Here is a 13,483-nt window from a genome sequence, read left to right as displayed (position 1 = left end):
GCCGGGGTGGGGCGTTCCGGCAGCGGACAGCAGCTGACAATTTCCTGTCACGACACCCTGTGTCCGCTGCCACATGAAAATAAAAACGAACGTCATTGCGATCCCGGGTACCCGGGAGAAGCAATCTGAAGGAGCGGTGTTGCTGTGCAGCCGTGGTGCCGTGATGCCGTTTTGTGCTCTCCTCAACCTTCTCCTCAGCCTTCTCCTCAGCCTCAGCCTTCGCCTTCTTCTCCTCCCTGCTCAATAACACTTTTCGGCTATTGTTTGGTTAATAAACCTTTATTACTTTTAGAATCACTCATTTAGAGTCATAACCCGGGCCGCACAACTGTCGGATTTTTTAGGAGAAGGAGCCCCATTGGAAACAGCTACTATGCTTTTATGGATGAGTATTTAGAATTGTTACCGAATTAATAAAAACACATTATGGAAATTCAAGCTAAACTGAAAGTCTTGTCCGAGAAAATCGACACGATGAAAAATCAAATCCAGACAGAAGAAGCAACTAAAACAGCTTTTACCTTGCCTTTTATCAATTTGTTGGGCTACGATATTTTCAACCCGATGGAAGTGGTGCCCGAGTTTACAGCCGATATAGGACTGAAAAAAGGTGAAAAAGTGGATTACGCTATATTTCAGAACGGAGCCCCGATTTTAATCATTGAATGTAAACACTGGCAGGAAGATTTGAATGTGCACAATTCGCAGCTGTTTCGGTATTTTCATGTCACAAAGGCAAGATTTGCCTTGCTGACCAACGGCATTGAATACCGCTTTTATACCGACCTGGAAGAGGCCAATAAAATGGATGAAAAACCATTCCTGGAGTTTAACATCACGCAGCTGAAAGATTCGGTGGTGAGCGAGATTGTAAAGTTTCATAAGTCTAATTTCGATGAAGAAAAGATATTCTCCAACGCCAGTTCACTGAAATATACCAAAGAGATCCGAAAGGTTTTTAACCAGGAATTGGCCGAACCCAGCGATGAATTTGTTCGGTTCTTTGCGTCGAAAGTGTACAACGGGAGACTCACCGAAAAAGTAATGGTACAATTTAAGGAACTGGTGCAAAAAGCCACCAATCAGCAAATAAGCGAGCGGGTGAACGATCGTTTGCAGAGTGCTTTGAACAAGGAAGAGGAAAAGCAGTCGGAACAAGTGGTACCGGTGGAGGAAGAAGAAAGCAAAGTGATTACCACCGAAGAGGAAATGGAGGCTTTCAGGATCGTGGTGGCTATTTTAAGAAGAAAGATTGGCAAGGAACGAATTTCGGCACGCGATACCCAGTCGTATTTCGGGGTGCTTTTGGACGATAACAACCGCAAGCCCATCTGTCGTCTGCACTTTAACAGCAGCAACAATTACATCGGTTTATTCGATGCCAACAAAAAGGAAACCCGGCATCCGCTCGGGAGCCTCGACGATATCTACGATTTCGAAAAACAGTTGTTGGAAACGGTTGGGTATTATGAGTAGAGATAATGCGTAATAGAGCTATGCAAACTAGTTGAAACCTTTTAAAATATGAATTATGGCAACATTTAAAGAATTGGGAGATAAGTATGAGCCTTTATTAGAATCTTTTTCAAATTTTAAGATTGGAAAAACGGGGCAAACAATTGAAGAAAGATACGAGGAAGAATATTCTGATTTCTACGATAATTATGAAATTGTTGGAAGTTCAACTGATGAAACTACAATTGATGAGTTTGAGATTTATATGATAAAAAGATTTGGAGACCTTCCAAATTGTGATAATGAGCAAGTTGGTGGGGGAGCGATGATAAAATCGAATGAATATATAGTTTACTTAATGTACAATAAATAGAGACCATGGGAATTTATAGAGATACTTATAAATATTGGTTTAAAGTTGGCAACTTAAAAGTTCACTGTGGAATTACTGATAATCTTCTTAGAAGAGAAAGTGAACATAAAAACTCTGGACGATATACCACATATAATGGGCTTAGGTATTATTGGCAGAATGGGCATATTGTTCAAGTAGGAAATATTACAACAAAAGAGGCTGCGATGGAATGGGAACGTCAGAATGGTTGTAATAAAAACTGGGGATAGATGGAGGGGTATTGTCCTGTGGACTTTCAGTTTAATGAACATTTCTGAACATTGCTTTTCGAGCGAGATCTAGGAACAACTGTGAAAAATCCATAATCATCCCAAAACAACCGCCCAACAAGCGGTAGGAGTGCATGGGAGGCGGAAGGAAGAGATGGTAGGCTGGTAGGAACCGACGGTAGGCGAGAAGGGATGCACGGGAGCGCGAAGGAGCCGATGGGAGAACGGAAGGAACGCATGGTAAGTGAGTAGGAACGCACGGGAGGCACGAAGCCGTGCCCCGGAATACTGAAAAGAAGCCGCTTTGCCGCATACGACAGGCGGTGCCAGATAAACACTCAAATTAAAACGATTTACTATGGTAGCCAACACAAAAACATCGGAAGTGTCGAGCCTCGAACAATGGAGGGTGGCGCTTGAAAATGCAACGCAACAGCCCCAGATCGCTACGCTGATCGGGGAAATGGGGTACGACTCCACCGTTATTGAGCAGGGAAAGAACCTGCTGACTGAAACCCGCACCTTGTACGATGCGAACAAAACCGAAGACGACGAAACCACCGAAGCTTCGGAAGCCTTTAAAAACGCACGTACCGAACTATCAAAAATTTATACCCGGCACCGGAAAAGAGCCCGGGTGGTTTTCCTTGACGAAGTGGTGCTTCTTCGCCGCCTGGCGCTCGATACAGAGGTGCCGCGGCCCTATGTAAAATGGCTGGAAGCGGTAAAGAAATTTTACGCCGAAGCGGCCGATAGCGAAATTCAAACGCGGCTGGCCCTGCTGAAAATAACGCCCGAAGAAATTACGGCAGCTACCGACCTGATTGCCGTGGTGGAAGCCGCCCGCGCCAATTACCTGCGCGAAGTGGGCGAGTCGCAGGACGCCACTAAAATAAAAGACGAAGCTATGAACCGGATGGCCACCTGGATGAGCCGGTTTTATTCCGTGGCACGCATCGCACTCGAAGACAACCCGCAGTTGCTCGAAGTGCTCGGGAAACCGGTAAAGAGTTAATGTTTTATTGGGGTTATTAACGGCAGGATTTCGGTTTTCTGTCGTGTGTATTGGTAAAAAGCTGTCCTGCTGTAGAGGACGGCTTTTTTTGTGTTGCTGTGTTCGAAGCTCGTAGCTCGAAGATTGTAGTTCAGAGTTTAGTGTTCAAAGTTCAGAGTTGCGCCCCATGCCCCATGCAATTTATCAATTTCGCAATTTGACAATAGCTTGTGTAGCCGTGTTGTCGTGATGCTGTTTTGTACTCGTGGCTCGTGGCTCGCGGCTCGAAGCTCACAGCGTGTAGTTCAGAGTTTAGTGTTCAGAGTTCAGAGTTGCGCTCCATGCTCTTCGCCCCATGCCCTATGCAATTTATCAATTTAACAGTTTTACAATTTGGCAATTTAACCCAGCTCACAGCATTTCCCATTTGTCCCCATCTAGGGGGACGAGGAATTCCGGAGGCTGAGCCACCGGAATAACGGAGGGGGTGTTGCAGTAGCAGAGTTCAGAGTTCAAAGTTCAAAGTTCAGAGTTGGGCTCTATGCTTCCTGAAAGAGTTGGCTTCGCAAGCTCGCCATGACGCCAAGGGAGAGGTTTTCCGGCAGCGGACAACTGCTGACAATTTCCAGTTATGACACTCTATGTCCGCTGCCAAACGAAAACAAAAACGAGTGTCATTGCGATTCGTCCGTTAGCCGACGGACGGAGAAGCAATCTGACAGAGCTGTGTTGCAGTGCAGCCGTGATGCTGTTTTATAAAAAGCTCGCAGCTAGCAGCTCATAGCTCGCAGCTTTTCTTATTAAACCAAAAAAACTACCGAAGCAAGCCCCGGTAGTTTATGTTTTATCTGTAATTATCGATTATTGCCGTGAATGCAAAGCGATGCGGTTGCCTTCCGAATCGATGAGCAAAGCCATAAAACCGTATTCGTCCGAAATCTTTGTTTTGGGCTGGATCACTTTTCCGCCGGCGGCTTCCACGCGCGCGAGTTCATTGGCCAGGTCGCCCGAATGAGCGGTGAGGTAGATCAAAACCCCGTCGGTGGAGGGCCTGTAATATTCGGCATGACAAACCAGCGAACCGGGTGCTCCCTGGCCGTCTTCTTTCCACGGAAACCACGCCATGTCGAGCGGCCCCATCTGGTAACGTTCCATTTTCAGGTCCAACATTTGCTCGTAAAAAGCCTGGGCTCGTTCCATGTTGCTTACCGGAATCTCGAACCAACCTACTGCATTGTTTTTCATTGTTTTATTTTTTGAGTTAGTAAAAACAATAACGCGATGCGTACTCAACAGGTTTTTGTGTTTTTATTCTTTTAACAGTTCTTTTACCGCCGCTTCAATCTGCTGGTCGCGGCCTTTGGCCATTTCTCCCGGCTCGTTCATTACGCGGATGTCGGGCTCCAGCTGGTTGTTTTCGAGGAAGGGGCCATCCAAAGGTTTCCAGCCGCCCATCGGAATTCCAAACACCAGCGAGGGATCGATCTGCATTTCCCACCAAACAAAGGTTCCGGTACCGGGAACCGGCATTCCGAGGTTTTTCCCAACGCCTTTTATTTTGTAGGCCACCGGGAAAAGGTGTGCATCGGAATAGTTGCTTTCGCCCATTACCACAATCGATGGTTTGATCCATTTATTGCGGGGCTGCGAACCAATGTACTGGCCGTGCGGAATAACGTCCATGTATTTTTTGCCGTTCAGGAAATCGGAAAGCACATCGTGAAGGTTTCCGCCGCCGTTAAACCGGGTGTCCACCACCAGCGCATCGGCCGAAACAAAGCGCCCGAGCGCTTCTTCGTACACCACGCGCATGCTGGCATCGTTCATTCCGCGTACATGTACATAGCCCAGTTTGCCGTCCGAGAGTTTTACCACCTCGTCGCGGCGGGTTTTCACCCAGCGTTGGTAAAGCAGTTCATATTCTTCGGCCTGCGAAATGGGTTTGACCACTTCCTGCCAGCGTTCGCCCGATTCAGGATTGTACAGATCGAGCAGTACGTTGTCGCCCTTTTTCCGGTTCAGGAACTGGTAAAAATCAACGGCAGCGGTGAGTTCGTTTCCGTCGATCTTTTCGAGAATGTTGCCGGCCTTGATTTTTAGGGATGCCTTATCGGCAGGACCTTCTTGCAGCACTTCGGCAATTTTCAGCCCGTTGCCTGTGTAGTCGTAATCATAAAGCAAACCCAGCGAGCTGGTTTCATCGGCCTGCTTGTCGTCGTGGCGGTAGCGGCCCCCCGTATGCGAAGCGTTCAGCTCGCCCAGCATTTCGCTCAGCAGCTCAGCAAAGTCGTAATTGTTGTTGATATCGGGGAGGAATTTCCGGTACACCTCATAGTAGTAAGGCCAGTCTACCCCCTGCATATCCTGTACATAGAATTTCTCGCGCACCTGGCGCCAGCAGTGGTCGAAAATGTATGCCCGCTCGCGGTCGGTTTGCAGCAGCATTTCACCCGATGTTTTGATCGGCTTGCTTTTTCCGTCGCTTACGGTCACGGTCATGGGTTTTCCATCGGCGAGGATAAACAGGAATTTACCATCGTCGGAGAGTTCCATCGAAGCCCTGTTGGCGTCTATTTTAGAGAAAAGCTTGGTTTCCTTGGTACGCAGATCCATCGAGTACAGATCGCATTTTTCGTCGTAACGGGTCAGGAAAAAAAGCTTGTCTCCTTTTTCCGACAATACCCAGTCCGAAAGAGAAGAAGGCCGTTGTGTCAGCCGCACTTTCCGGTCGGTGAGGTTTTCCCAGTCGAATTTCAGGTCTTCCACTTTCTCCTTTTTCTCTTTCTCTTCGTCTTCCGTTTTGGCTTTTTTCTTGTCTTTATCTTTGCCGTCGTCTTTGTCCTTGTCCTTTTTCTCTTTTAACTCTTTCACCAGCTCGGCTTCTTCTTTCGATAGTTTGAAATCGTCAAAGGCAGCCTGGGTGAAGAACATGGCATATACATCGCCGCTGCTGAACCTGCCTTGCTCCGAACGATTGGCTTCACGGGTCGAGACATAGATCATCATTTTTCCGTCGGTCGACCATTTGCCTCCGAAATCATCGTAACCGTTTTTGGTAAGGTTTCTTACCGTGCCGTCACCCGATGCACTGACCAGTCCTACTTCGTCCTGAAAAATATTTTCCTTGGGACCGAACCTTACCAGCAACCATTTGCTGTCGGGTGCCCAGGCAAAATACTGGTCTCCGTCGGCGTACGAATAGTTGTTCTCCGGTGCCAAAACCATTCTCGACTTTTTGCTTTCGAGGTTGATCACTTTCAGCGTCGTACGGTTTTCGAGGTAGGCCACTTCTTTTCCGTCGGGCGAATATTCGGGTTGAAATTCTTCCGCTTTGGTGGCAACTACCACATCATCCTTCAAAAGGGTCGACATGTAGAAATAGGGCTCTTCGTCGCGTACCAGCGATTGGGTGTAGATGTTCCAGCTGCTGTCGGTTTCGGCGGCATACACCAGCGATTTTCCGTCGGGACTGAAACTTACGCTTCGTTCCTGGCGCGCAGTGTTGGTAATGCGTTTGGTGGTGCCGTGCTCAATGCTGCTCACATAAATTTCGCCCCTAAAAACATAGGCGAATTCTTTTCCGTTTGGCGACAGGCGTGCTTCCGTGAAGTTGCTCACCGGGATTGGCCGGGCCAGGTTGTCTCTTCCATCGTAAGCAATCTGAATGTTTATTTTTTGAGGTTGTCCGCCTTCTTTCAGGGTGTAAATAGCTCCGTCGTATCCAAAACAGAGGGTATTGTCGCCGGATTTGGTCAGAAAGCGAACCGGATTTTTTTCAAAGTGGGTGATCGCCGTTTTCTGTGCAGGATTGCTTACCGAGCTTTTGTATACGTTGTACGATCCGCTTTCTTCGGTGAGGTAGTAAAATGCATCGTTGTCGATAAATACCGGGTTGCGGTCTTCTCCGGCAAAGTCAGAAAGTTGCTTGTATTCTTTTGAATTCAGGTTGTACACCCAAATGTCGCGGGTAACGGCTGATGTGTGGTGTTTTCTCCATTCATCTTCATAGCCTTTCCGGTCGTGAAAAATAAGCTGGCTGCCATCGGGACTGTAAACGGCGTCGTAGGCTGGAGAGGTGAGGATCTGGTTCACCCGTCCGCCTTTTACCGGAACGCTGTACAACTCGGGCATCACGCGGTTGGGGAACTGTACGTTGGTGTGCCTGTCCTGGCGAATGGAAGTAAAAACCACTTCCGAATCGTCGGGTGTGAAGGTGCTGGGAACTTCTCCGTTGGAATGGTAGGTCAAACGTTGGGCTTCACCGCCTTCGGCCGGCATCACAAACACATCGAAATAGCCAAAGCGGTCCGATGCAAAAGCAATTTGTTGGCCGTCGTGGCTCCATACTGCGGAAAACTCGTAACCATCGCTCAGGGTTAGCGGAACGGCGGTTCCTCCCGAAGCAGGCACTTTGTAAATGTCGCCTTTGTAGTTAAACAGAATGGTACTTCCGTCGGGCGAAATGGCCGGATAACGCAGCCAGGAGGGATGATCCTGTGCCATGGAGTTCAGTACGAAAAAAACAGTGCAAAGGAGGAGGAGGGAGATCTTTTTTTCCATAAGTCTAATTTTATGTTAGCAGAAAATCACATTAATAACATTTTTAATAAGAGGAGGTTGAATAAAATGAATTACATTTTTTTTGTATTTATCTCTTAAAGTTACCGATCATTTCTTTAAAAAACAGCTGTGCAGGTATTTTTTTCCGGTGGCTGTTCCGATGGAAGTTGGATAACAGGTTGCTGTTGCAGGCCCGATTTATGGCAAAGTATGTAACGGATGAAAAGATTGAGCGTCATAAGGAAGTAAAACATTGTAAAACAGAAACTAACTTAAATCAATCGGTCATGCTGAAAAATTTACTGAAGCACAGTTTGCGTGCCCTTAAAAAGCAAAAGGGATACGTGGCGATTAATATATTCGGGCTGTCGGTAGGAATTGCCTGTAGTTTGCTCATTACACTTTTTATCCTTCATCAGTTAAGTTACGACCAGTACAACCTGAACAAAGACCGCATTTTCCGAATGACGCTGGATGGGAAAATAGGGGAGCAGGTGGTTAATGCAGCTTATACTGCCTCGGTGATCGGGCCAACCATGGTGGCCGATTTTCCGGAGGTGGACAAGTTTTGCCGCCTGAATAGTTTTGGTGAAACGATTGTAAAAGACGGCGACCGGGTTTTTACGGTGAATGATTTTGTGGAGGTCGATTCCACTTTTTTTCAGCTTTTTTCGATTCCGCTGCTAAAGGGGAGCATCCATACCGTGCTGGCCGAGCCCAACACAATGGTTGTGTCCGAGTCCACGGCCCGGATTATCTTCGGGAACCAGGACCCGATCGATAAAATGGTACGCGTGAACACCCGCGAAGAACCCTACAAGATCACTGGGGTTATGGCCGATTTTCCCGAAGAGACTCATTTCGATGCCGATATTCTGACGTCCTTTTCAAGCAACCAACGATCACGCGACCCCGAGTGGATGAACAATAGCTTTTCGACTTACCTTTTGTTAAAGCCCCATACTTTGGCGGGTACGGTGGAAGCAAAGTTCCCGGGCATGGTGGAGAAATATGTGGGGCCGCGGGTACAAGAGCTGTTTGGTATTTCCATTTCCGATTTTCTGACGCAGGGAAACCGCTATAGTTTTCATTTGCAACCGCTCACCCGAATTCATCTCGACCCATCGGTGGAACACGAAGTAAAACCGGCGATCGATCCCAAATACCTGATCATATTCGGGAGCATTGCGATTCTGATCATCGTAATTGCCTCGATCAATTTTATGAATCTTTCAACAGCGCAGGCTACCAAAAGAGCAAAAGAGATCGGCATCAAAAAAGTGAGTGGTTCATCGAAAGGCATGCTCATTGCGCAGTTTCTTGCCGATTCGATGCTGATTTCATTCATAGCACTGGTGGTAGCCATCATCCTTATTTATATCGCGCTGCCGTATTTTAACAACCTGCTCAATGCCAAAGTCAGTTTCCCGCTTTTTAGTAATTTTTACACCTTGCCACTGCTCATTTTGTTTGCTGCGGTGGTGGGAATCCTGGCAGGTATTTACCCGGCTTTCTACCTTTCGTCGTTTAACCCGGGCACGGTACTAAAAGGAAAAATACGCGATGGAGTAAAAAACGGAAAACTACGGAGTGGCTTGGTAGCCGTTCAGTTTTTGATTTCCATTGTGCTGATTATCGGTACCATCATCATGTATCAGCAGTTAAATTTCATGCTGAACAAAGACCTTGGGTTTACAAAAGACCGCTTACTGGTGATTGAACGTGCGGGGGCGATAGGCAACCAGGTGAATACTTTTAAGGAAGAACTGCTGAAGTTTCCGGAGATCGCCAGTGTTTCGGCCTCTACCGCGGTGCCCGGACACAACAATAACAACAACGGTTACATGCTCGAAGGGCGCGATGGCGAAACATTTCTTTTGCAGACCAACTGGGTGGATTATGATTTTCTGGAGACTTACAGTATTGAACTGGCAGACGGCCGTTTTTTTGACCGTTCGCACGGCTCCGACGAGCAGGCTTGTTTTGTGAACCGGAAAACCATTGAGGAGTTTGGGATTGCCGATTTTACGCAAACCCGTTTTATTACGATGGATAGCGAGGAAGACAGAGCGCACATGCCGATTATTGGGGTGTGTAACGATTTTCATTTCCGGTCGCTTCACAACCGCATTAATCCCTACATGATCCGCTTTAAAAACGACGGAAGATTTTTCGGCTATGTTACGGTTAAATTCCGTTCGAATGCTTCGGCACAACTGGTCAAACAGATCGAGGATGTTTGGAAACGCTTTGCTTCCAACAACCCGATGCAGTATTTTTTTATGAGCGACGACTTTGCACACATGTACAGGATCGAACGGCAAAATGCGCGGTTGTCGGTGGTGTTTGCCATCCTCGGGATCTTTATCGCAGCATTGGGGCTTTTCGGTTTAACTTCGTTTACCATCGAGCAGCGAACCAAGGAAGTGGGCGTTCGAAAGGCTTTGGGTGCCTCGGGAACCAGCATTTTTTACCTGATTTCGAAAGAGATCGTTTTACTGGTTTGTATTGCCACGCTGGTTGCCTGGCCACTTATTTATTTTATTGCGAAAAACTGGTTGCAGAATTATTACTACCGGATTCACCTGGAATGGTTTGAATTCCTGGCGGGCTTTGTGGTGGCCTTGGTAATGGCTTTGGGCACCATCAGTTACAAAACCATGAAATCGGTAAAAGTCAATCCGGCAGATACCTTGCGGTACGAATAAGTGTCTTTCGGCTGTGTTTGGAGGGAGGCGAAGTAAGTAGCCTTGTTACTTGATGATCCGGAGAAAAGACAGAAAGCAGGTTGTCAAACTTTTACGTCCTTCGAATTGTTCAGCTTTGTAGAACGGGACAGGGCATGGATATGGTTTTATAGCTATTGAAAATCGTATGCAAGTCGGATGTCAATACTTGGATGGAGAAAACAGGTTTATGGAATACGAATTAATCAACAATGAAGAGGATCGCCGGTACGAGTTTCAAATCGATGATGTAATCGCAAAGATCGAATACATCCGCTCGGGCGAAAAAATCTATCTGACACATACCGAAGTGCCCATTGAACTGGAAGGGAAGGGGATTGCGTCGTCGCTGGCGAAAAAGGCGCTGGCCGATATCCAGGAAAAAGGTTTAAAGCTGGTGCCCTTGTGTCCGTTTGTAAATGCGTACATCAGGCGGCACACCGAATGGGAGGTGTTGGTACTGAAAGATTAAAAAGGGAAAGTTATGGAAAAAGAAATCGTGAAACATTATTCGAACGGTGAACTTACCGTGGTTTGGAAACCCGCTTTGTGTATTCACTCGGGCGTTTGTGTGCGCACACTTCCGAAAGTGTACAATACCGGGGAACGTCCCTGGATAAAACCGGAAAATGCCACCACCGAAGAGCTAAAGGCGCAGATCGGTCGTTGTCCGTCGGGGGCGTTGAGTTACTTCATCAACCCAAAGGAATAACCGATCCCGAATGCCGGGAAGTTTGTTGACTCCTGGGGAAATCGATCACTGGACTCAGCGATGACGTAGTGATGCTTGGTGCTGGCTCTTCAAACTGTTTGCTTTGTGCGTGTGAGGCTGATTTTTAACGTTCTTTTAACTTCCGGGCACCTCCCTCTCAAGTCCCTTTTATACGCAAGACTCTGGCCTTTTCAATAAAATTTATGCCGTTGATTTTTGGATGATGGAAAGGAATATTCTGATTTTTAGAATATCGGTCCCACTTTCGTTGATGATTTTTTATGATAATCGTTATTTTCGGCGCATCAAAAAAACACTGCATGAATTATTCTTTAATCGATTTCCTAACCTTAATCGGTGCGCTTGGGCTTTTTCTTTACGGGATGAAGCTGATGAGCGAGGCCCTGCAAAAAGTGGCCGGAAGCAAGCTGCGAAATTTTCTGGCAGCCATGACTTCCAACCGGTTCATGGGCGTAGTAACAGGCCTTTCCATAACGGCTATCATTCAGTCGTCGAGTGCCACCACGGTAATGATCGTGAGTTTTGTAAATGCCGGGCTGCTCACTCTTACCGAATCGGCCGGGGTGATAATGGGGGCCAACATAGGTACTACCGTCACTGCCTGGATCATTTCCATTCTGGGTTTCAAAGTGAAAATGAGTGTGCTGGCTTTCCCGATAATTGGTATCGGCTTTCCTTTAATTTTCTCCAAAAAAACACGCAATCAGTCGTGGGGAGAGGTGTTGGTTGGTTTTGCCCTGCTTTTTATCGGCCTTGAAAGTCTGAAAACCAGTGTTCCCAATATTGGTGAGAACCCGGAGATACTGGAATTTCTGAAGAACTTTACCGGAATGGGCATTGGCTCGAGTTTGATCTTCCTGATTATCGGAACCATCCTAACCGTGGTTATTCAGTCGTCGAGCGCCACCATGGCTTTAACCCTGGTAATGTGTAACAATGGCTGGATCAATTTCGACAGCGCCGCTGCCATGGTACTGGGCGAGAACATTGGTACTACCATAACCGCCAACATTGCGGCTGTAGTGGCCAATTCATCGGCAAAAAGAGCGGCCCGGATCCATTTCATGTTCAACGTTGTAGGTGTTATCTGGGTACTTTCCATCTTCCCGTACTTCCTGAGAGGGGTTGACAACATTACACAGTATATCACCGGAAGCTCCGCATTTACGAATCCTGGAGCTGTTCCGATCGCTTTGTCATTTTTCCATACTGCCTTTAATATTCTGAATGTATTAATACAGATCTGGTTTATAAAATACCTGGTGAACCTTGTGCAGCGCATTGTCCCTGAAAAGGAAGATGAACAGGAATTCAAGCTGAAATACATCAAATTTGGAATGCTAAGCACGCGGGAACTTTCATTACTTCAGGCTAAAAAGGAGATTGTGGTATATGCCCAGCAAACCAAAAAATTGCTAGGCCGGCTTAACACCATGATGAACGAAGAGAATGAGCGCAAGGTTTTAAAGCAATTTGGAAAGATTGAAATGGGCGAAGATAAAAGCGACCAGATGGAAGTATCGATCGCAAAATATCTTACCAAGGTGGCCGAGGGTGAGTTGAGCAAACAGTCGTCGAGAAACATCAGTTCCATGTTGCGAATTGTGGACGAAATTGAGAGCATTGGCGATTCGTGCCTGAGTATTGCACGTACCTTGTTGCGCATCAGCGATAAAAAGGAAAAGCTAACACCCGAAATGAAAAAGAAACTCTCGGAATTGTATGTGTTGGTTGAGAAGGCCATGGATATTATGATCGAGAACCTGAATAAAAACAATTACGAGGTGGATAGAACTGCCAGCGAGGCGATCGAGAAACAAATCAACCGCTTGCGTGACAAGCTCCGGAAAGAGCATGTGATAAGCATCGAGAGTGAAGAATATTCTTACCAGATCGGAACCTTGTACAAGGACATTTTCTCTGGCCTGGAAAGAATGGGCGACCATATTTACGATGTAACCACATCGATTGTGGATTACTCCGAATCGTAGTCGGCCATCGTTTCAATAAAAGGAAGAACCCGGATTTTTGTGAAAAGAATCCGGGTTTTTTTATGCTGAATGGTGCTGTTTCAAAAGCAGATGTATTTGAAATGATTCTTTCAGCTTGTAAGTAATACCAATTGTTTTTCAGAGTGAGCCTTATGCGAAACTCTGGAATTACAATGGTTAATGCCGATAGACAATTGAAGAGGCTTTAAGAACGCAGCGAATTTAAGGCTCAATTCAATTGCTAATCGGTATAATAGCCGGAATCAAATCAGACTGTCATGACTCGTCCTAAAAAAAGTTTACAGGTTATAACTCCAAATTTATTTGTTTTCTGTAATAGTTCTTCCATCTTTTTTTGATGGTTATTCCTTTGATGAGATGTACTTGAGTTGGAGTAAGC

Annotated in this window: 10 protein-coding genes; 8 read left to right on the top strand and 2 right to left on the bottom strand. The window is 46.5% G+C overall.

The annotated features are described in order from the left end of the window. The first annotated feature begins 474 nt into the window (after nt 1–474). The 4 genes from INQ51_RS07295 to INQ51_RS07280 all read left to right on the top strand — a co-directional run bounded on the left by INQ51_RS07295 (nt 475) and on the right by INQ51_RS07280 (nt 3,094). Complete coding sequence (locus tag INQ51_RS07295; RefSeq protein ID WP_233377269.1) at nt 475–1,476, top strand: type I restriction endonuclease; 1,002 nt, start codon at nt 475–477, stop codon at nt 1,474–1,476. Nucleotides 1,477–1,531: 55 nt separating this feature from the next. Next, nucleotides 1,532–1,828, top strand: a complete 297-nt coding sequence (locus INQ51_RS07290; RefSeq protein WP_233377267.1) for a hypothetical protein — start codon at nt 1,532–1,534, stop codon at nt 1,826–1,828. A 5-nt stretch (nt 1,829–1,833) separates the two neighbouring features. Continuing rightward, nucleotides 1,834–2,079: a hypothetical protein gene (locus INQ51_RS07285; protein WP_233377265.1), complete on the top strand. Its 246-nt coding sequence runs from the start codon at nt 1,834–1,836 to the stop codon at nt 2,077–2,079. A gap of 358 nt (nt 2,080–2,437) precedes the next feature. Next, nucleotides 2,438–3,094 (top strand): hypothetical protein, encoded by a 657-nt coding sequence (locus INQ51_RS07280; protein ID WP_233377264.1) that lies wholly within the window; start codon nt 2,438–2,440, stop codon nt 3,092–3,094. A gap of 840 nt (nt 3,095–3,934) precedes the next feature. Here INQ51_RS07280 and INQ51_RS07275 read toward each other — a convergent pair. Together INQ51_RS07275 and INQ51_RS07270 are read right to left on the bottom strand one after the other, a co-directional pair. Further along, nucleotides 3,935–4,318: a VOC family protein gene (locus INQ51_RS07275; RefSeq protein ID WP_233377262.1), complete on the bottom strand. Its 384-nt coding sequence runs from the start codon at nt 4,316–4,318 to the stop codon at nt 3,935–3,937. A 63-nt stretch (nt 4,319–4,381) separates the two neighbouring features. Continuing rightward, nucleotides 4,382–7,633 carry a S41 family peptidase gene (locus tag INQ51_RS07270; protein WP_233377260.1) on the bottom strand — a complete coding sequence of 1,084 codons (3,252 nt, stop codon included), beginning with the start codon at nt 7,631–7,633 and terminating at the stop codon, nt 4,382–4,384. Between the two features lie 287 nt (nt 7,634–7,920). On the opposite strand from INQ51_RS07270, the gene INQ51_RS07265 reads away from it, so the two are divergent. The 4 genes from INQ51_RS07265 to INQ51_RS07250 all read left to right on the top strand — a co-directional run bounded on the left by INQ51_RS07265 (nt 7,921) and on the right by INQ51_RS07250 (nt 13,083). After that, nucleotides 7,921–10,341 carry an FtsX-like permease family protein gene (locus INQ51_RS07265; protein WP_233377259.1) on the top strand — a complete coding sequence of 807 codons (2,421 nt, stop codon included), beginning with the start codon at nt 7,921–7,923 and terminating at the stop codon, nt 10,339–10,341. 208 nt (nt 10,342–10,549) lie between these two features. Beyond that, nucleotides 10,550–10,831 carry a GNAT family N-acetyltransferase gene (locus INQ51_RS07260; protein WP_233377258.1) on the top strand — a complete coding sequence of 94 codons (282 nt, stop codon included), beginning with the start codon at nt 10,550–10,552 and terminating at the stop codon, nt 10,829–10,831. 12 nt (nt 10,832–10,843) lie between these two features. Continuing rightward, complete coding sequence (locus tag INQ51_RS07255; RefSeq protein WP_233377257.1) at nt 10,844–11,071, top strand: (4Fe-4S)-binding protein; 228 nt, start codon at nt 10,844–10,846, stop codon at nt 11,069–11,071. 320 nt (nt 11,072–11,391) lie between these two features. After that, entirely contained in the window at nt 11,392–13,083 is a 1,692-nt protein-coding gene (locus INQ51_RS07250; RefSeq protein WP_233377256.1) for a Na/Pi cotransporter family protein, read from the top strand. Nucleotides 13,084–13,483 lie beyond the last annotated feature (400 nt).

The sequence above is a fragment of the Maribellus sp. CM-23 genome (assembly GCF_021354595.1).
GTDB lineage: Bacteria > Bacteroidota > Bacteroidia > Bacteroidales > Prolixibacteraceae > Draconibacterium.
This window is presented reverse-complemented; position numbering and strand designations above follow the sequence as displayed.